The sequence below is a fragment of the Mesorhizobium sp. WSM4887 genome, from assembly GCF_029625865.1.
In the GTDB taxonomy this organism is placed as follows: domain Bacteria; phylum Pseudomonadota; class Alphaproteobacteria; order Rhizobiales; family Rhizobiaceae; genus Mesorhizobium.
This window is the reverse complement of sequence record NZ_JARTVP010000020.1, coordinates 1-18237: the sequence shown is the minus strand read 5'-3', so window position 1 is coordinate 18237 and position 18237 is coordinate 1. Positions and strand designations below refer to the sequence as shown.

Annotated in this window: 14 protein-coding genes and 2 pseudogenes; 8 read left to right on the top strand and 8 right to left on the bottom strand. The window is 64.8% G+C overall.

The window, feature by feature from the left end; translation table 11 throughout:
• Positions 1 to 65 precede the first annotated feature (65 nt).
• Both lptE and leuS read right to left on the bottom strand, forming a co-directional pair.
• A complete protein-coding gene (gene lptE / locus P9230_RS31040; RefSeq protein WP_067001511.1) occupies positions 66 to 647 on the bottom strand; it encodes an LPS assembly lipoprotein LptE in 582 nt (193 codons plus the stop codon).
• Positions 634 to 3276 carry a leucine--tRNA ligase gene (leuS, locus tag P9230_RS31035; RefSeq protein WP_278121640.1) on the bottom strand — a complete coding sequence of 881 codons (2643 nt, stop codon included), beginning with the start codon at positions 3274 to 3276 and terminating at the stop codon, positions 634 to 636. The genes lptE and leuS overlap by 14 nt, the downstream gene beginning before the upstream one ends.
• Before the next feature lie 147 nt (positions 3277 to 3423).
• On the opposite strand from leuS, the gene P9230_RS31030 reads away from it, so the two are divergent.
• Entirely contained in the window at positions 3424 to 4086 is a 663-nt protein-coding gene (locus P9230_RS31030; RefSeq protein WP_127247285.1) for a YggS family pyridoxal phosphate-dependent enzyme, read from the top strand.
• Between the two features lie 162 nt (positions 4087 to 4248).
• Here the strand turns inward: P9230_RS31030 and P9230_RS31025 are convergent, their stop codons facing one another.
• Complete coding sequence (locus P9230_RS31025) at positions 4249 to 4521, bottom strand: aspartate-semialdehyde dehydrogenase (RefSeq protein WP_067001506.1); 273 nt, start codon at positions 4519 to 4521, stop codon at positions 4249 to 4251.
• Positions 4522 to 4825: 304 nt separating this feature from the next.
• Between P9230_RS31025 and acs the strand changes: the two genes are divergently transcribed.
• A complete protein-coding gene (acs, locus tag P9230_RS31020; protein ID WP_095824161.1) occupies positions 4826 to 6781 on the top strand; it encodes an acetate--CoA ligase in 1956 nt (651 codons plus the stop codon).
• Positions 6781 to 7527 carry an MOSC N-terminal beta barrel domain-containing protein gene (locus P9230_RS31015; RefSeq protein WP_278121638.1) on the top strand — a complete coding sequence of 249 codons (747 nt, stop codon included), beginning with the start codon at positions 6781 to 6783 and terminating at the stop codon, positions 7525 to 7527. The genes acs and P9230_RS31015 overlap by 1 nt, the downstream gene beginning before the upstream one ends.
• Positions 7528 to 7539: 12 nt before the next feature.
• Here the strand turns inward: P9230_RS31015 and P9230_RS31010 are convergent.
• The 4 genes and pseudogenes from P9230_RS31010 to P9230_RS30995 all read right to left on the bottom strand — a co-directional run.
• Positions 7540 to 8421: pseudogene (locus P9230_RS31010) on the bottom strand (cyclopropane-fatty-acyl-phospholipid synthase family protein); the annotation flags it as partial.
• 1056 nt (positions 8422 to 9477) lie between these two features.
• Positions 9478 to 9663, bottom strand: a pseudogene (locus tag P9230_RS31005) (TadE/TadG family type IV pilus assembly protein); the annotation flags it as partial.
• A gap of 301 nt (positions 9664 to 9964) precedes the next feature.
• The gene (locus P9230_RS31000) at positions 9965 to 10834 is read right to left on the bottom strand and encodes a transglutaminase family protein (RefSeq protein WP_278121637.1); all 870 of its coding nucleotides are present in this window, start codon (positions 10832 to 10834) and stop codon (positions 9965 to 9967) included.
• Positions 10834 to 10959, bottom strand: coding sequence for a hypothetical protein (locus tag P9230_RS30995; RefSeq protein ID WP_278057108.1), 126 nt, complete (start codon positions 10957 to 10959; stop codon positions 10834 to 10836). Before P9230_RS30995 ends, P9230_RS31000 begins: the two co-directional genes overlap by 1 nt.
• 81 nt (positions 10960 to 11040) lie before the next feature.
• Between P9230_RS30995 and P9230_RS30990 the strand changes: the two genes are divergently transcribed.
• Complete coding sequence (locus P9230_RS30990; RefSeq protein ID WP_067324943.1) at positions 11041 to 11706, top strand: HAD-IA family hydrolase; 666 nt, start codon at positions 11041 to 11043, stop codon at positions 11704 to 11706.
• Positions 11707 to 11808: 102 nt separating this feature from the next.
• Here P9230_RS30990 and P9230_RS30985 read toward each other — a convergent pair whose 3' ends face one another.
• Entirely contained in the window at positions 11809 to 12018 is a 210-nt protein-coding gene (locus P9230_RS30985; RefSeq protein WP_067324941.1) for a DUF1674 domain-containing protein, read from the bottom strand.
• A 105-nt stretch (positions 12019 to 12123) separates the two neighbouring features.
• Here P9230_RS30985 and htpX point away from each other — a divergent pair, with 105 nt between their 5' ends.
• From htpX to purH, 4 genes are all read left to right on the top strand, one after another.
• The gene (gene htpX / locus P9230_RS30980) at positions 12124 to 13137 is read left to right on the top strand and encodes a zinc metalloprotease HtpX (protein ID WP_127247289.1); all 1014 of its coding nucleotides are present in this window, start codon (positions 12124 to 12126) and stop codon (positions 13135 to 13137) included.
• Entirely contained in the window at positions 13128 to 14513 is a 1386-nt protein-coding gene (locus P9230_RS30975; protein ID WP_245475360.1) for an RsmB/NOP family class I SAM-dependent RNA methyltransferase, read from the top strand. Before htpX ends, P9230_RS30975 begins: the two co-directional genes overlap by 10 nt.
• Before the next feature lie 148 nt (positions 14514 to 14661).
• Entirely contained in the window at positions 14662 to 16386 is a 1725-nt protein-coding gene (locus tag P9230_RS30970) for a heparinase II/III family protein (RefSeq protein ID WP_127247291.1), read from the top strand.
• Positions 16387 to 16482: 96 nt separating this feature from the next.
• Positions 16483 to 18099: a bifunctional phosphoribosylaminoimidazolecarboxamide formyltransferase/IMP cyclohydrolase gene (purH, locus tag P9230_RS30965; RefSeq protein ID WP_127247292.1), complete on the top strand. Its 1617-nt coding sequence runs from the start codon at positions 16483 to 16485 to the stop codon at positions 18097 to 18099.
• Positions 18100 to 18237: the final 138 nt, after the last annotated feature.

Sequence of the window (18237 nt, the reverse complement as noted above, 5' to 3'; positions counted from 1 at the left end):
GGGGTAACCTGGCCTTTTTTATTGCCTCGAATAGGGGAATAGCGCGGCGGCGCCCAGAGACCAGCTCAGGCCTTCTTGCCATTCTTGGCCAGGTCCTGGGCGATCGCCAGCCTGAGCAGATCGGCGAGCTCGCGGGCAGCGCGGTTCTCGGCGTCGATCTGCGCCCGGTAGGCCGCAAACTCCTGGCGCGGCCGGTCGAAGGAGGAAGGAATCGAGCGCTTGCCGAGCGCGACCACAGTGCCGGTCGCGGCGTCTCTGAGCACATAATTGGCGGTGAGGGTCACGGTGCCCGCCGTCGGCTCGTCCTCTTCGGTCTGCACCTGAACGATGGCCGCCGACTCGACAAGCTCGGTGACGCCGAGGTCGAGCGTATAGGCAGGCGATGCCGGCTCGCCCGAGCCCTGGCCGAAAGCGAAGATCAGGTTGTTGCGCACCTGCTGTGCAGGGCGGGTGCTGACCGGCTTGATCGAGATCGAGGCCAACTCGGCGGCGGCCCCGACCTGCGAGCCGGCGGTGAGCGGCGCGCTGGAATAGAGCGGCCGCACCGTGCAGGCGGAGACCAGTGCCAGCGAGGCGACCAGGCCGCTGAGAGCAGCGCGGCGCAGCAAACGCGCCGCCTGTGACTTTTCCGGATCAGGCAACGACATTGACGATCCTCTGCGGGACGATGATCACCTTGCGCGGGGCTTTACCATCGAGCGCTTTCTGCACGAAGTCGAGAGCCAGCACCGCTTTTTCGACGGCACCTTGATCCGCGTCGCGGGAAATTGTCAAATCCCCGCGCTTCTTGCCGTTGACCTGCACCGGCAACATGATCTCGTTGTCGACGACCAGCGCCGGATCGCAGGCAGGCCACGGCCGTTCGGCGACCATCTCGGTGCCGCCCAACGCCTCCCAGCATTCCTCGGCCAGATGCGGCATCACCGGCGCGATCACATGCACCAGGATCTCGACGGCCTCGCGGCAGGCGCCCTTCAGCGCCGCTTCAGCCTTGCCTTCGGCGACGTCGTTGAGCGGCACGGCCAGCGCATTGGCAAGCTCGTAGATGCGGGCGATAGCCCGGTTGAAGCCGAGCTTCTCGATGTCCTCGCCGATCGCCTTAAGGATCTTGTGCGCGGCCTTGGAAACGGCACCTGCCTCGCCTTCGCTCGCCGCGGCCGGCTTCACGTCGGCAAGCTGTTCGGCCGCGATCTGCAACAGGCGCCAGACGCGCTGCACGAAGCGATGCGCGCCGGCGGCACCTTCGTCGGTCCATTCGACGTCGCGCTCGGGCGGCGAATCCGACAGCATGAACCAGCGCGCGGTATCGGCTCCGTAGCCGTCGGTGATCTCCTCCGGACTCACCGTGTTCTTCTTCGATTTCGACATCTTCTCGAGCGCGCCGATCGACGCTTCCTCGCCGGTCGCGATCTCGATGGCGCGGCGCTTGCCGCCGGCATCCTCGATCCTGACCTCGCTCGGCGACAGCCAGCGCCCATTTGTCGACGGACCGCCGACGCGATAGGTCTCGTGTACCACCATGCCTTGCGTGAACAGGCCCTTGAACGGCTCGGCGAGGTTCAAATGGCCGGTCTCGCGCATGGCACGCGTGAAGAAGCGCGAATAGAGCAGATGCAGGATCGCGTGCTCGATGCCGCCGATATACTGGTCCACCGCCAGCCACTCGTCCGCCGCCTTCGGCTCGGTCGGCTCGTTCGCCCAGGGGGCGGTGAAGCGCGCGAAATACCACGACGAATCGACGAATGTATCCATCGTGTCGGTCTCGCGCCGCGCGTCGCGCCCGCATTGCGGGCATTTCACGTGACGCCATGTCGGATGCCGATCGAGCGGATTGCCCGGACGGTCGAACTCGATGTCGTCAGGCAGTTTCACCGGCAGATCGGCCTTCGGCACCGGCACCACGCCGCAGGCCTCGCAGTGGATCATCGGGATCGGGCAGCCCCAGTAGCGCTGGCGCGAGATGCCCCAATCGCGCAGGCGGAAATTCACCTTGCGCTCCGCCATCGGCCGGCCGCCGATCGTCTTCTGTTCGAGCAGCTTCGCCACCTCGTCGAACGCGCGCTGCGGCTTCATGCCGTCGAGGAAGCGCGAATTGATCATCACGCCGTCGTCGACATAGGCCTCCTCGATGATCTGGAAGGTCTTGGCGTCGCCGTCTTCCGGCATCACTACCGGGACTACGGGCAGGCCGTATTTGTTGGCGAAGTCGAGGTCGCGCTGATCGCCCGACGGGCAGCCGAAGATGGCGCCCGTGCCATACTCCATCAGCACGAAATTCGCGACATAGACAGGCAGCGTCCAACTGTCGTCGAAAGGATGGACGACGCGGATGCCGGTATCGAAACCCTTCTTTTCGGCCGTCTCAAGCGCCGCCACCGAGGTGCCCATATGGCGGACCTCGTCGATGAACTTGGCCAGCGCCGGATTGTTCTCGGCGGCTTGTTTGGCCAGCGGATGATCCGCCGCGACCGCCATGAAGGAGGCGCCGAAGATGGTGTCCGGCCTGGTCGTGTAGACTTCCAGCTCGTGCATGTCGCCGCCGATCTTGGCAGAGCTTGCAGCCGCCAGCGGCCAGCGGATCAGCAGCCCTTCCGAGCGGCCGATCCAGTTATGCTGCATCAGCTTGACCTTCTCCGGCCATTCGTCGAGACGGCCGAGCGAATCCAGCAGGTCCTGCGCGAAATCGGTGATCTTGAAGAACCACTGCGTCAACTCGCGCTGCTCGACCAGCGCGCCCGAGCGCCAGCCGCGGCCGTCGATGACCTGCTCGTTGGCGAGCACCGTCATGTCTGCCGGGTCCCAGTTGACCTTGGAGGATTTGCGCGTCACCAGCCCCTTCTCGACGAAGTCGAGGAACAGCATCTGCTGGCGGTGATAGTAGTCGACGTCGCATGTGGCGAACTCCCGCGCCCAGTCGAGCGACAGGCCCATCATCTTGAGCTGCTCGCGCATGACGGCGATGTTTTCGTAGGTCCAGTCCTTGGGATGGACCTTGTTCTGCATCGCGGCATTCTCGGCCGGCATGCCGAAGGCGTCCCAACCCATCGGGTGCAGCACGTTGAAGCCCTTGGCCCGCTTGTAGCGCGCGACGACGTCGCCCATCGTATAGTTGCGGGTGTGGCCGATATGGATCTTCCCCGAGGGATAAGGGAACATCTCGAGCACGTAGTATTTCGGCTTCGGGTCCTCGTTCCTGGCCTCGAACAGCTTCTTTTCGGCCCAGGCCTTCTGCCATTTGGGCTCTGACGTGCGCGGATTGTATCGTTCGGTTGCCATCGGATGTTTTTCACTTAAAAGCGGGTGCGCGGCGCTGGGCAAGGCCGGCAGCCGAGACAATGTCGTCGCGGTGTTCACCATGGATTGCCAGACCCGTCAACTGTGGCGATCCGGCGTTGGTGCTAAAACTATGGGCAGGATATGGACATGACGAGCCCCGTCGAACAGCTTCGCGCGGTCAAGGCGAAGATCGCAAGCGCCGAACGCGAGGCAAAGCGTGAGCCCGGCGCCGTCATGCTGGTTGCGGTCTCGAAGACCTTCGCGGCCGAAGATATCCGCCCGGTCATCGAGGCGGGCCAGCGTGTTTTCGGCGAGAACCGCGTGCAGGAAGCTCAAGGTAAATGGCCGGCGCTGAAAGCGGCGTTTCCCGACATCGAGCTGCACCTGATCGGGCCGCTGCAATCCAACAAGACGAAGGAAGCGGTGGCGCTTTTCGATGTCATCGAGACCGTCGATCGCGAGAAGATCGCCGCCGAGCTTGCCAAGGAGACCGCCAGGCAAGGCCGGGCGCCGAAACTCTATGTCCAGGTCAACACCGGTTCCGAGCCGCAGAAGGCCGGCATCGAGCCGCGCGACGCCGTCGCTTTCGTCAAACGCTGCCGCGAGGTGCACGGCCTCGCCATTGAGGGTCTCATGTGCATCCCGCCGGCGGACGAGAATCCCGGCCCGCATTTCGCGCTTTTGGAAAAGATCGCCCGCGAGGCCGGCGTCGCAATGCTCTCGATGGGCATGTCCGGCGATTACGAGACCGCGATCGCCTTCGGCGCGACCAGTGTCAGGCTGGGCTCGGCAATCTTCGGCAGTCGCTAAGCGCCTCGACACGCTGGCAGCGATCTTGTTACCGACCCGACAATCGAACGATAACGCTTCCGCCGGCGCTTGAAACGAACCGGGCCGTTCCTACCAAGCCCGCGGATGACGAGTGATGGGCGTTTCCGCCAACATTCGACGTACAGAGAACCTCTGCGCCGCTCAGTGCAGCACGAACTCCCCGTCCACTTTCCGCCACTCGTTCGGCGCGATCAGCTTCTGGTGCGTGTACGTCACCGAATGCAGCGGGCCGTCGAGCTTGGTCTTCCAGAATTCGATGAAGCGGATCAGCACCGGAAACTCCGGCGCGATGTCGTAATCCTGCCAGATATAGCTTTGCAGCAGATGTGGATGGTCTGGGAAGTGATAAAGGATCTTGGCCGTGGTCAGCCCATAGCCGCTGAGCATCAAGTCCATTTCGAGATGATGGCGCATTGCCGTCCTCAGTTGATTCTCCTTTCCTCCCAACGCGAAACTCTGCGCCTCGTTGCTTAACCGTCTATTGATTTTCGCATATCAGACCCAAGTTTTCCATCGGAAAAACAGACGGTTAGCAGCCCTAGGGCGAGAGTGCTGACAGGCGTTTGCACTTGCCCCTGCGTCATCCCGCCGCGCGAATCCAACGTCTAATATTGCCGTCACGGCGGAACTGTTAATAATGCCGCGAATTCACGGCTGCTTCGCCGTGATGCCGTCGGCACATCAAGCCGGCGGAACGGTTTCGGAGGAAAGCTAGAAAATGTCCGATGTCCATGTCCACCGCGTCCAGCCGGCGTGGAAGAAAAACGCGCTGATCGACAACGACACCTATCTCAAATGGTATGCCGACAGCGTGAAGAACCCGGACAAGTTTTGGGGCAAGCACGGCAAGCGCATCGACTGGTTCAAGCCCTTCACCAAGGTCAAGAACACTTCCTTCGACGGCAAGGTCTCGATCAAGTGGTTCGAGGACGGCCAGACCAATGTTTCCTACAACTGCATCGACCGGCATCTGAAGAAGCGCGGCAACCAGACCGCCATCATCTGGGAAGGCGACAACCCTTACGATGACAGGAAGATTACCTACAACGAGCTCTATGCGCATGTCTGCCGCTTCGCCAATGTCCTGAAGAAGCACGGCGTCAAGAAGGGCGACCGCGTCACCATCTACATGCCGATGATCCCGGAAACGGCTTACGCGATGCTTGCCTGCACGCGTATCGGCGCCATCCATTCGGTCGTCTTCGGCGGCTTCTCGCCCGATGCGCTGGCCGGCCGCATCGACGACTGCAAGTCGACCATCGTCATCACCGCCGACGAGGGCCTGCGCGGCGGCAAGCCGATTGCGCTGAAGGACAACACCGACAAGGCCATCGACATCGCCGCCAAGGCCGGCACCAAGGTGGAAAAAGTGGTGGTGGTGCGACGCACCGGCGGCAAGACCGGCTGGGTGCCGGGCCGCGACGTCTGGTACCATGACGAGGCCGCGACCGTTAAGGCCGACTGCAAACCCGAGAAGATGAAGGCGGAGGACCCGTTGTTTATCCTCTACACCTCGGGCTCGACCGGCAAGCCGAAAGGCGTGCTGCACACCACCGCCGGCTATCTCGTCTATGTTTCGATGACGCACCAGTATGTCTTCGATTACCATGACGGCGACATCTACTGGTGCACCGCCGATGTCGGCTGGGTCACCGGCCACAGCTACATCGTCTATGGCCCTTTGGCCAACGGCGCCACGACGCTGATGTTCGAGGGCGTGCCGAACTATCCGTCGCAGTCGCGCTTCTGGGAAGTCGTCGACAAGCACCAGGTCAACATCTTCTACACCGCGCCGACGGCGCTGCGCGCCCTGATGGGCGCCGGCGATTCCCATGTGAAGAAGACCTCGCGCAAGTCGCTGCGCGTGCTGGGCACGGTCGGCGAGCCGATCAATCCGGAAGCCTGGGAGTGGTATTTCAACGTCGTCGGCAACGCCAAGGTGCCGATCGTCGACACATGGTGGCAGACCGAGACCGGCGGCATCCTGATCACGCCGCTGCCGGGCGCCACCGACCTTAAGGCCGGCTCGGCGACACGGCCCTTCTTCGGCGTCAAGCCGCAGCTGGTCGATGGCGAAGGCAAGGTGCTGGAAGGCGCGGCCGACGGCAATCTCTGCATCACCGATTCCTGGCCCGGCCAGATGCGCACCGTCTATGGCGATCACGACCGTTTCGTGCAGACCTATTTCTCGACTTACAAGGGCAAATACTTCACCGGCGACGGCTGCCGCCGTGACGCCGACGGCTACTACTGGATCACCGGCCGCGTCGACGACGTCATCAACGTTTCAGGCCACCGCATGGGCACGGCGGAAGTTGAATCGGCGCTGGTCAGCCACGACAAGGTCTCGGAAGCCGCCGTCGTCGGCTATCCGCACGATATCAAGGGTCAGGGAATCTACTGCTACGTCACGCTGATGTCCGGCACGACGTCGAGCGAGGATCTGCGCAAGGAGCTTGTCGCCCATGTCCGCAAGGAGATCGGCGCCATCGCAACGCCCGACAAGATCCAGTTCGCGCCGGGCCTGCCCAAGACCCGTTCAGGCAAGATCATGCGGCGCATCCTGCGCAAGATCGCCGAGGACGATTACGGCGCGCTCGGCGACACCTCGACGCTCGCCGATCCGGCCGTGGTCGACGACCTCGTTGCCAACCGGCAGAATAAAAGGGCCTGATGAACGCGCAGGCCGCACTCGGCACCGTCAGCCAGCTATGGCGCTATCCGGCGAGCTCGCTCGCCGGCGAGCGGCTGGACACCATCTCCGTCGGCACGTCGACTGTCGACGGCGACCGGCTGTTCGGCCTGGTCGATGCCTCGGATGGCGAGATCGCCAGGCCGGACCGCGGACCGAAATGGCACAAGGTGCCGCTGATCCGCACCCGGCTGACCGAAGACCGCCGGCTCGAAGTGGCCGTGCCCGGCGGCGACTGGCTGCCGGCGCCCGACCCGGAAAGCGACCGGGTTCTTTCCGGATTTCTCGGCTTCGACGCCTCGATCCGGCCTTACTTCCGCGAGCACGCGCCGGGCTATGCCGGCCCGCTGACGGCCGAGCGATACAGCAGGACGCCGATCCATCTGCTCACCACCGCCTCGCTGGCGCGGCTGAAGGCGCTGCATCCGCAAGGCGTGCCAGATTCGCGCCGCTTTCGCCCCAACATCGTCGTCGACATGGAGCCGGTGGAAGGCTCCTTCCCGGAGACGGAATGGCTCGGCCGCAAGCTCGCGATCGGCGATCTGCTGCTCACGATCTCCGAGCCCTGCCGCCGCTGCGGCTTCACCATCATCGCCCAGGACGGCTTCGACAACGACCCCGGCATCCTGCGCAACCTGGTCCGCTACAACGCCCACAATATCGGCGTTTATTGCACCGTCGACCGGCCGGCACGCGTCGAGATCGGCGCGGAAGTGCGGTTCGCCTGACCTGCCTTGTCCCTACCGGTACAAATCTTCACGCGTCGGCGGCAGGCCGCTTGGTCCCCGCGCGCGCTTGGTGGCGACGGTCTGGAAAATCTGCGCCGAGGCGCGTTCGAAGGCGATCGAGCAGCCGGTGAGATAGAGCAGCCATAGCCGCGCTTTCGCCTCGCCGACCTCGGCGATCGCCTCGTCGAAGCGCGCATGGAGACGCTCGGCCCACAGCCGGCAGGTGCGCTGATAATGCTCGCGAAGGTTCTCGACATCATGGACGAGGAAGCCACGCGCCTCGAGATTGTCGAGCGTCATGCCGATCGTGTCGAGCTCTCCGCCTGGGAAGATGTATTTGATCAGCGCCTTGTATTCCGGGCCCTTGCGCAACGTCTTGCGGATGTCGCCCTTGCTGCGCCTGGTGATGGCGTGGTGCAGATAGACGCCGCCGGGCTTGAGCAGACGATGGACGGCCGAAAAGTAGGCGTCGTGATTGGCGATACCCAGATGCTCGAACATGCCGATGGACGATATCTTGTCGAACGCGCCGGAGAGCTCGGCGTAGGATTTGATCTCGATGGTGATGCGGTCCTCGAGACCCTCGGCGCGGATGCGCTCGCGGGCAAGCTGCGTCTGGGCCCGCGACAACGAGACGCCATGGCCGACGACGCCGTAATGCTTCGCTGCATGGATCAGCATCGCGCCCCAGCCGCAGCCGATATCGAGCAGCCTTTCGCCGGGCTTCAGCCTGAGCTTGCGGCAGATATGGTCGAGCTTGTCGACTTGCGCCTGGTCGATGCCGTTGGCGAAATCCTTGAAATACCCACAGCTATAGACCATGCGCTCGTCAAGGAAGAGCCGGTAGAAGGCATTCGAGATGTCGTAGTGATGCTGGATCGCTTCCTTGTCGTTGAGATCGAAGCCGATGGTGAAAACCTCTATGCCGTCGTGCTTCATATTCTCGCAAATGGCTTCGGCATTGGCGCGCGACCTCCGGCCCTCGTCGTCGGACGCGGACGTGCCCCGCCCGCGGGCAAAGGCGGTGTTGAACTGGCCATCCGTCATCAGGATGGCGATCTTTGCCACTTTCTTCGGATCGAAATTCGCCGGACCCGCGCCCAGGCGGGCATCGGCGATGGCTGAACGCCAGGACGGCGAAAGCATGTAATAGCCCCATTGCGCGGCAATGCCACCTGCCGTCACGCCCGCAGCTTGGAAATGACCGATGGCCGTGAGCAGCGTGTTCTGATCGGCCGTCAGCGGAACCAAAGCCGCGGATGGACACACTTTCATGCGGTGGTCGCGGTTGACCTTGGCCTGATAGGTCCTGCCATTGTTGTCCTGCCGCAGCGTATACGGGCCGTCGGACGAATAATCGGCATAGCCGTCCTTGTCCTTGCGCTCGGTGGCGCATTCGTCAGGCGCGGTCGTCACGGAAACGGAAAGCGGCGCATCGATCGGCGGCGGCAGCTTCGGTCCGGCCGACGTCTCGACGAAGACGGTGTCGGCGAGGCCGCCAGTGTTGACGGCCTCGGCATAGGGGACGATCGCCACCCGGACCCGAGGCTCGCTGGGATCCCGGTTCTGTCCCAGGAGATCCTTGACCGTCTGCGACGCGGCCGCCTGCAGGTCGCCGATCTTATTGGTCTTGGCGCGCTTGTTGGCCGCCATGGAGCCGGTGATGTCGAGCATCAGCGCCACCTCGATCTTCTTGTCTGAATAGAGCGCGGTGGTCGAGGCGCCGACACGCTGCATATCGCCAACGCTGAACAGCGGAAAATAGAGGCCGACATCGGCATGCGCATTCACCTGCACGGTCTTCGATGTCCTGTCGATGGTGAGCTTGTCGAGCACGATCTGGTCGGCCTGCAAGATACCGGCCGCGCTGTTGGCGTCGAGAAATGCCTGTACCGACGCGTCGGCATCGGCTTCCTTGATGACACCAAGGGTGAGATCGCGTGCCGTCGAGGTCACAGCGGCATCGACGACGCTCTGCAGACTCGATCTCGCATTGTAGACCTGCGCGATATTGACTGCGAATCCCACCCCCAGCGCCAGCACCGATGCGGCAGCCCCAAACAGAACCGCGAAATTGCCTCCGCGATCCCGCGCAAAGCCGTCCACCCCACGAGCGAGACCTTTCAACTGCCGCATCGTCACCCTCGCCTGCTGCGGCTTCGGTGCCGCTCAACGGAAGCGCTGCAGGATTTCGGCCAGACACGGCCACCCTTCTGTTCGAAAGCGCGGAGCGACAGCTAACTCATTGTTTCTGCTGGAACACGGCAGACAGGAAGGTGAATGGCGGGTAGATGGAAACACAATAGGGAAATGCCGTTCATAAAGCGCTTACCATGAGTGGCGCAGCCATTGCGGCCCTTCCCGCTTCGGCACAGTGCGCCCTGTGCCAGAGCGGGTCAGCGCTGGTGCTGGCGCCGCAGTGAAACAGCCGCCTGGCTTACGCGAGCATCTGGGCGCTCGCGGTCCTGTCGATGCCGTGATGCGGCGGCTTGAACAGATTGCCTTGCTGCTCATAGGTCCACACCTTGAACAGGGTAAGCCGATGCGGGCCGAAGCTGTGCAGCAGCGGCACGTCGGTGGCGTCGCGGCCGCGCGCGATCACGACGCGGCCGATCCTTGGACGATTGTGGCGCGGATCGAACGCGTACCATTTCCCGTCGAGGAACACTTCCATCCAGGCTGAGAAATCCATCGGCGCCGGATCGGCCGGCACGCCGATGTCGCCGAGATAGCCGTTCACATAGCGCGCTGGAATGTTCATCGCGCGGCAGAGCGCGATCGCGAGATGCGCGAAGTCGCGGCAAACGCCGACGCGCTCCTCATGCGCCTGCGCCGCCGTGCGGGTGGCGCGGGCATAGCCGTAGCCGAACGAAAGCCGGCTATGGACATAGTCGACGATCGCCTGCGCGCGCGCCCAGCCGGGCGGCAGGTGGCCGAACAGCTCCCAGGCGAGGTTGCTGAGGTGATCGGTTTCGCAATAGCGGCTGCCGAGCAGGTAGACGAGCACCTCGTCGGGCAGCTCCGCCACCGGCATTTCGCGCGCCAGCGTGTTGATCTCGTCGGCCTCGCCGCTGTCCTCGACCACCCCATCAAAGAGGATGCGAAAACCGCCGGCCGGCGCCGTGAAGCGGCGGCAGATATTGCCATGGCAGTCGCGATAGGTGGTCGTCGGCACCGAAGGCGAGGTGAGAAAGCGAGTCTGCCGCTTGATGTCGGGATGGCGATCCGGGTGGATGTCGAGAAGCGCGATGATCGGCGTCGCGGCATCGCATTCGATGGCGATTTCGTAGCCGAGCCTGATCAGCATCACTTCCCCTTGTTGGTGGTCTTGCCCTTGTTGGTGGTCTTGCCCTTGTTGGTGGTCTTGCAAGACTGGTTGGAGAACGCCGCAATGAGGAGCGTTGTTCCGGCGGCGAGTCGAAATGCCGGCATGCGCCTTTGCAGGCTCCGCTTCGGAGGTTAGGATAGCGGTGCGTTTCGCGCTCCCCGAAAACGATTCCCCCAGGATATCCGATGTTCCCAGGCAGAAAGTTCGCCGCTTTCCTTTTCGACATGGACGGCACGGTCCTCAATTCGATCGCCGCGGCGGAACGCGTGTGGACCAAGTGGGCTCGCCGTCACGGCCTCGACGTCGCGAGCTTCCTGCCGACTATCCACGGCAAGCGCGCGATCGAGACCATAGCCGCGCTGAAGCTTCCCGGCGTCGATCCCGTCGTGGAAGCCGATGCGCTGCTCGAGGCCGAGGCGGCCGACCTCGAGGGCATCGTTCCGATTCCGGGTGCTGTGGCGTTTCTCAAGTCGCTGCCGCCGGAGCGCTGGGCGGTCGTCACCTCGGCGCCGCGGGAACTCGCGCTGCTGCGTATGGCGGCGGCCGGCATTCCGGTGCCCGCCATCATGGTCTCGGCCGAGGACGTCACCCGCGGCAAGCCGGCGCCCGACTGTTTTCTTTTGGCGGCAAAGCGTCTCGGCGTCGAGGCGCGCGATTGCCTCGTCTTCGAGGATGCCCCGGCCGGCATCGCCGCGGGCGAAGCCTCCGGCGCCTCGGTCATGGTGATCAGCGCCACGCATGTCCATCCGGTCGTGACGCAGCACGCCAGCATCGCCACCTACGATGCGCTCGGCGTCGCCACCGACGACGATGGCTGGATGATCATCGAGCCGCAGCGCGACGCGGCCTGATGCATGTCGCGGTGTGCAGCGGTTTTGCGAAGACGACAGCACGAACAATGACTTAAAGCGCGTCGCCTGAATCCGCTTCAGCGCGACGCGCCTTGAGTGTCATTAAAAATCAGTGGCCAGACCCTTCACCTCCCAGTCGCCGTAGCGCCCGGGTTCCTTGCCGCCGCGTCCGCCGAACTCTTTCGGCAGGCGGGCTTCCGCCTCGCGGTATGCCTTCCGCCTGGCTTCCGCTTCCGCCAATGCGCGTTGCGCCTCAGGCGACAGCGTCCTTTGCGGCTTGGCGCCTTCGGTTTTGTTGGGTTGATCGGTCATGCGATGCTTCCTGCCGATTGAAACGGGGACCGGCCTTTCCCATCATATAGCCATGACAATGGCAGGATCGACCCCTATTCGCCACCACGCCAGACGGAAGAGACGATGAATACGCTTCGCACCGCCATGCTCCTTGCTGCGATGACCGCGCTGTTCATGGGCGTCGGCTTTCTGATCGGCGGCACCGGCGGCATGGTGATCGCCTTGCTGTTGGCCGCCGGCATGAACCTGTTCAGCTACTGGAATGCCGACAAGATGGTGCTGTCGATGAACCGCGCCATCGAGGTCGACGAGAGGAACGCTCCCGAATATTATGCGATCGTTGAGGCGCTGGCCAAGCAGGCCGGCCTGCCGATGCCGAAGACCTATCTGATCGACAGTCCGCAGCCGAACGCCTTCGCCACTGGCCGCAATCCCGAAAACGCCGCTGTAGCCGCATCGACCGGCCTGCTGGAGCGGCTCAGCCACGAAGAGGTCGCGGCGGTGATGGCGCATGAACTCGCCCATGTGCAGCATCGCGACACGCTTACCATGACGATTGTCGCGACGCTTGCCGGCGCGATCTCGATGCTCGGCAATTTCGCCTTCTTCTTCGGCGGCAGCCGCGAAAACAACAATCCGCTGGGCTTCGTCGGCGTGCTTGTCGCCATGCTCGTTGCGCCCTTTGCCGCCATGATCGTGCAAATGGCGGTGAGCCGCACCCGCGAATACGAGGCCGACCGGCGCGGCGCCGAAATTTGCGGAAATCCGTTGTGGCTCGCCTCGGCGCTCGACAAGATCGCGCGCGGCGCCGAGCGCATTCCCAATCCGGATGCCGAGCGAAATCCGGCGATGGCACATCTGTTCATCATCAATCCGTTGCACGGTGAGCGCATGGACAATCTGTTCTCGACCCACCCGAGCACAGAGAACCGCATCGCCGCCCTGCAGCAGATGGCGCGCGAGATGAGCGGTGCCGCCCAAGCCGCGCGGCGCGAAGCCCCTGCGCCAGGCCAGCCGGACGAGCCGCAGGCAGGACCATGGAGCCAGCCGGCCGAGCCGGAGCGGCCGAAGCCCAATCCCTGGGGTCGCAACCCGACCGGCCCCCGCGGCACAGGATCCAAAGGTCCGTGGTCGTGAACGGAGCGAAGCGCCGACCGCAAACCCAAGGCAGAGGTGACGCAAGTGCGAGCGAAACGGTCGCCGGCCTCGCGGCGCGCAAGGCGGCCGCCCGCCTGCTTGCCGCCGTCATCGATGCCCATACCCCGCTCGACGGCCTGACCGACAACGAGCACGGCCACCCGCAATACAAGGCGCTCGACCAGCGCGACCGCGCATTGGTGCGCGCCATTCTGGTCACGGCGCTGCGCCACCGCATGACCATTGCCGGACTGCTTGCAAGGCGTCTGGAAAGGCCGTTGCCGGCCAACGCCACCGTGCTCTCGCACATCCTGCACGTGGCCGCCGCGCAGATCCTGTTTCTCGACATTCCCGACAGCGCCGCCGTCGACCTCGCCGTCACCCACGCCAAGTCCGACCCACGCACGCTGCGTTTCTCCGGTCTCGTCAACGGCGTGCTGCGCTCGCTGGCGCGTGCCAAGGGCGCCGAGCTGGCGCCGACGCTCGCCGCGACGACCGAGGCGCCCCAGTGGTTCGCAGACCGACTGGCCACAGCCTATGGCGCCGCCAGGGCGGAGGCCATTCTTGCCGCCCATCGCCATGAGGCTCCGGTCGATTTCACCGTTAAAACCGACCCTTCGCTCTGGGCGGAGAAGCTGGGCGGCATCGTGCTGCCGACCGGCACGGTGCGCGTCGAGAAGCTGCAGACCGGCGTCACCGATCTGCCCGGCTTCGCCGACGGCGCCTGGTGGGTGCAGGATGCGGCGGCAGCCCTGCCCGCGCGCCTTTTCCGCGACATCAAGGGACAACGCATCGCCGATCTTTGCGCCGCGCCCGGCGGCAAGACGGCCCAGCTGATCCTCGCCGGCGCGAACGTCACCGCCGTCGACAGTTCAAAGAACCGGCTGGCCAGGCTGGGTGAGAACCTAAAACGCCTCGGCCTTTCGGCCGAACTGGCGCACACCGACCTGCTCGACTACCGGCCGGCGGAGCCGTTCGACGCCGTGCTGCTCGACGCGCCCTGCTCCTCGACCGGCACCGTGCGCCGGCATCCCGACGTGCCGTGGACAAAAAACATAGCCGATGTCGAGAAGCTCGCCACGCTGCAGCGGCGCCTGCTCGCTCACGCCGTCACTCTCGTCAAACCGGGCGGACGGCTCGTCTTTTCCAATTGTTCGCTCGACCCGATCGAGGGCGAGGAGCTTTATCGCGTCTTCCTTGCCGGAACTCGCGGCGTGATCGCCGATCCGATCCAAGCGGGTGAATTCGCCGGCCTCGATCCCTTCCTCACGCCCGATGGCACGCTGCGCACCACCCCCGCCGATTTGGTGCTGAATTCACCGGGGGTTTCGGGGCTCGACGGCTTCTTTGCCGCCCGGATGAGAAGGACGATTTAGGACGTTATTGCATAAATCTTGCCGACTTTTTTAGCGATGCCCAGGTCATGGCCGCGTGAAGGGGTTCACTTCGTGGAAATCCGCCTTCGCATAAGTTCTTGAATCATATAAGCTTGTGCTTAGGGGCTGACGACTATCAGGAGGGGTTTTGGCACTTGCTGCCGGCAGCACGACGCGTCTTTGGACGCTTGTCGCGAGGGAGTTCTGGCGCAAAACGCGCCGCCGCCTTCGTGCCGGTCCTATCTATCGCTGGCGTTATTCCGGCCGCACGCCCGAGCGCGTCCTCATCGCGCCGCCAGATCTGAGGCTTGCCGACCCGCAGATCGCGCTCGAAATCTACTATGGCCGCTATCCGCTGTCCGGCCACATGGTCGAGACCGGCGGCAAATCGCCTTTCCAGATCAATGTGCCCAACCGCGGCTGGCAAAAGTCGCTGCACGGCTTCCGCTGGCTGCGCCATATGCGCGCCGCAGGCACCGAGCTCGCCGCCGCCAACGCTCGCGCCCTGGTCTCGGACTGGATCGTCATGCACGGCAACCAGATATCGGGCGTTGCCTGGGAGCCTGGCACGACAGCCAAGCGGGTGATTGCCTGGCTCCAGCATTCCTCGGTCGTGCTGCAAGGCGCCGAATTCCCGTTCTACCGCGCCTTCCTCAAATCGCTCGCCATGCAGATCCGCTATCTCAGATCGATGGCGCGCGAGATGCCGGACGGCAAGGACAGGCTGCGCGCTCGCATCGCGCTCGCCTTCTCCACCCTGTCGCTGCCCGCGCCGGCCTCGGCGCTGCGCGCCGCCACGCGCAACCTGGCCGAGGAGCTCGACCACCAGATCCTGCCGGACGGCGGTCACATCTCGCGCAACCCGATGACGGTGCTGGAATTGCTCGCCGACCTTCTGCCGTTGCGCCAGACCTATGCCAACCAGGCGGAGGCGCCGCCGCCGGCGCTGATCAACGCCATCGACCGCATGCTGCCGGCGCTGCGCTTCTTCCGCCACCAGGACGGCAGCCTTGCCCGCTTCAACGGCATGGGCGCCACCATCCACGATCGCATCGCCACCATCCTGCGTCATGACGACACGGTCGGCGCGCCGCTGCTGCACGCGCCCCATTCCGGCTATGAGCGCCTGTCGATGGGCGGCGTCACGGTGATCGCCGACACCGGCCTGCCGCCGCCTGTCGACATCTCCAACGCGGCGCATGCCGGCTGCCTCGCTTTCGAGCTTTCTTCCGGGCGCCAGCATTTCATCGTCAACGCAGGCATCGATACCTATGGCGCGGCCGAATTCCGGCCGCTCGCCCGCGCCACCGCCGCGCATTCGACAGCCACCGTCAACGACACGTCCTCGGCGCGCTTCAGTCACTCGTTGCGGGTCAGCGACCTGCTCGGCTCGCCGCTGATCGGCGGCCCGCAGCATGTGCCCTGCAAGCGCATCGACCAGAAGGGTGTGCAGGGCTTTGTCGCGCGCCACGACGGCTATGCCGCGCGCTTCGGCTTGCTGCACGAGCGGGAGCTGAAGCTGGCGGAGAACGGCAATGTGCTGACCGGCCGCGACCGCTTCCTTCGCCCCGGAGGTGCGGCGATCCGCAACAATGGCCGCGACTTCGTCACCGTGCGCTTCCATATCCATCCCGACATCGGCCTGCTGCACGACGAGCAGGGCCGCCTGACCCTGGCGGCCTCCCAGGGCGACACCTGGGTGTTCACTTGTGCCGAAGTGGCGCCGGAAATCGAGGAATCGATCTATTTCGCCGGGCTCGGCGGACCGCGCCGCAGCCGGCAGATCGTGCTTGCCTTCAAGGCCTCGGAGATCGCCGAGGTGCACTGGCAGCTGACGCGCGCCGCCGTCGCCGGCTATCCCGAGAACAACTGATTCGCGGCCAAGGAACCCGAGTTGCGCGCTTGATTTCCGAGCCTCATATGCTACGGCCCGCGAACGTTCCCAACCAGCCTTGAAAGGCCGCCAGCCATGGCCGTCCCCGCCAAGAACATTCCGGCGCCCGACCTCGTTCCGATTCGCCGCGCGCTGCTTTCCGTTTTCGACAAGACCGGTTTGATCGACTTTGCCAAAGCCCTTGCCGCCGCCGGCGTCGAGCTGGTCTCCACCGGCGGCACCGCGAAGGAGATCGCCGCGGCCGGCCTTGCCGTGCGCGATGTTTCGGAGCTGACCGGCTTTCCCGAGATCATGGACGGCCGCGTCAAGACCTTGCATCCCTCAGTGCATGGCGCCCTGCTCGGCGTGCGCGACGACCCAGAGCACGCGAAAGCGATGCACGACCACCACATCCAGCCGATCGACCTCGTCGTGTCCAACCTCTACCCGTTCGAGGAGGTCCGCCGCTCCGGCGCCGGCTACGCCTCGATCGTGGAAAACATCGACATCGGCGGCCCGGCGATGATCCGCGCCTCGGCCAAGAACCACGCCTATGTCGCCATCGTCACCGACCCTGCCGACTATGCCTCGGTGCTCAACGCGCTCGAGATGAATCTCGGCTCGCTGTCGCTCGATTTCCGCAAGAAGCTGGCGGCGAAGGCCTTTGCCCGCACCGCGACCTACGATGCGGCGATCTCCGGCTGGTTTGCCGACACGCTCGAAATCGAGCATCCGACCTGGCGCGCCTTTGGCGGCAGTCTCGACCAGGTGATGCGCTATGGCGAGAACCCGCATCAGGGCGCCGGCTTCTATCTCTCCGGCGACAAGCGCCCGGGCGTCGCGACCGCCAGGCAGCTGCAGGGCAAGCAGCTTTCCTACAACAACATCAACGATACCGACGCCGCCTTCGAGCTGGTCGGTGAATTCGATCCGACCCGGTCAGCGGCGATAGCCATCATCAAGCACGCCAACCCGTGTGGTGTGGCCGAGGGCGCGACGCTGAAGGCGGCTTACGCCAAGGCGCTGGCCTGCGATCCGGTCTCGGCCTATGGCGGCATCGTCGCCATGAACCGCATGCTCGACGCCGAGGCAGCGGAAGAGATCGTGAAGACCTTCACCGAGGTCATCATCGCGCCCGATGCCACCGATGAGGCCGCGGCGATCATAGCGGCGAAGAAGAACTTGCGCCTTCTGGTCACCGGCGGTCTGCCCGACCCGCGCGCCGCCGGCACGGTCGCCAAATCGGTCGCCGGCGGGCTGTTGGTGCAAAGCCGGGACAATGCGGTGGTCGACGACCTCGAGCTCAAGGTGGTGACGAAACGCGCGCCGACTCCGGCCGAGATGGCCGACCTTAAATTTGCCTTCCGCGTCGCCAAGCACGTCAAGTCGAACGCCATCGTCTACGTCAAGGAGGGCTCGACCGTCGGCATCGGCGCCGGCCAGATGAGCCGCGTCGATTCCTCGCGCATCGCCGCCCGCAAGGCGCTCGACGCTGCCGAGGCGGCTGGCCTGGCCGAGCCGCTGACCAGGGGTTCGGTCGTCGCTTCCGACGCCTTCTTCCCCTTCGCCGACGGCCTGCTGTCGGCCATCGAGGCCGGCGCCACGGCCGTGATCCAGCCCGGCGGTTCGATGCGCGACGAGGACGTGATCGCCGCCGCCGACGAGCACGGCATCGCCATGGTGTTCACCGGCGTGCGGCATTTCAGGCATTGAGTGCCACTACCCTCCCCTCGATGGGGAGGGTCGGGGGGGGGGGGGGGGGGGGGGGGCCCGCCCGCGGGGGGGGGGGGGGGGGGGGGGGGGGGGGGGGGGGGGGGGGGGGGGGGGGGGGGGGGGGGGGGGGGGGGGGGG

Bases quoted from the DNA above. Each gene is read 5' to 3' on its own strand.
- lptE (WP_067001511.1), bottom strand. From the start codon at position 647: ATGTCGTTGCCTGATCCGGAAAAGTCACAGGCGGCGCGTTTGCTGCGC.
- leuS (WP_278121640.1), bottom strand. From the start codon at position 3,276: ATGGCAACCGAACGATACAATCCGCGCACGTCAGAGCCCAAATGGCAG.
- P9230_RS31030 (WP_127247285.1), top strand. From the start codon at position 3,424: ATGACGAGCCCCGTCGAACAGCTTCGCGCGGTCAAGGCGAAGATCGCA.
- P9230_RS31025 (WP_067001506.1), bottom strand. From the start codon at position 4,521: ATGCGCCATCATCTCGAAATGGACTTGATGCTCAGCGGCTATGGGCTG.
- acs (WP_095824161.1), top strand. From the start codon at position 4,826: ATGTCCGATGTCCATGTCCACCGCGTCCAGCCGGCGTGGAAGAAAAAC.
- P9230_RS31015 (WP_278121638.1), top strand. From the start codon at position 6,781: ATGAACGCGCAGGCCGCACTCGGCACCGTCAGCCAGCTATGGCGCTAT.
- P9230_RS31000 (WP_278121637.1), bottom strand. From the start codon at position 10,834: ATGCTGATCAGGCTCGGCTACGAAATCGCCATCGAATGCGATGCCGCG.
- P9230_RS30995 (WP_278057108.1), bottom strand. From the start codon at position 10,959: ATGCCGGCATTTCGACTCGCCGCCGGAACAACGCTCCTCATTGCGGCG.
- P9230_RS30990 (WP_067324943.1), top strand. From the start codon at position 11,041: ATGTTCCCAGGCAGAAAGTTCGCCGCTTTCCTTTTCGACATGGACGGC.
- P9230_RS30985 (WP_067324941.1), bottom strand. From the start codon at position 12,018: ATGACCGATCAACCCAACAAAACCGAAGGCGCCAAGCCGCAAAGGACG.
- htpX (WP_127247289.1), top strand. From the start codon at position 12,124: ATGAATACGCTTCGCACCGCCATGCTCCTTGCTGCGATGACCGCGCTG.
- purH (WP_127247292.1), top strand. From the start codon at position 16,483: ATGGCCGTCCCCGCCAAGAACATTCCGGCGCCCGACCTCGTTCCGATT.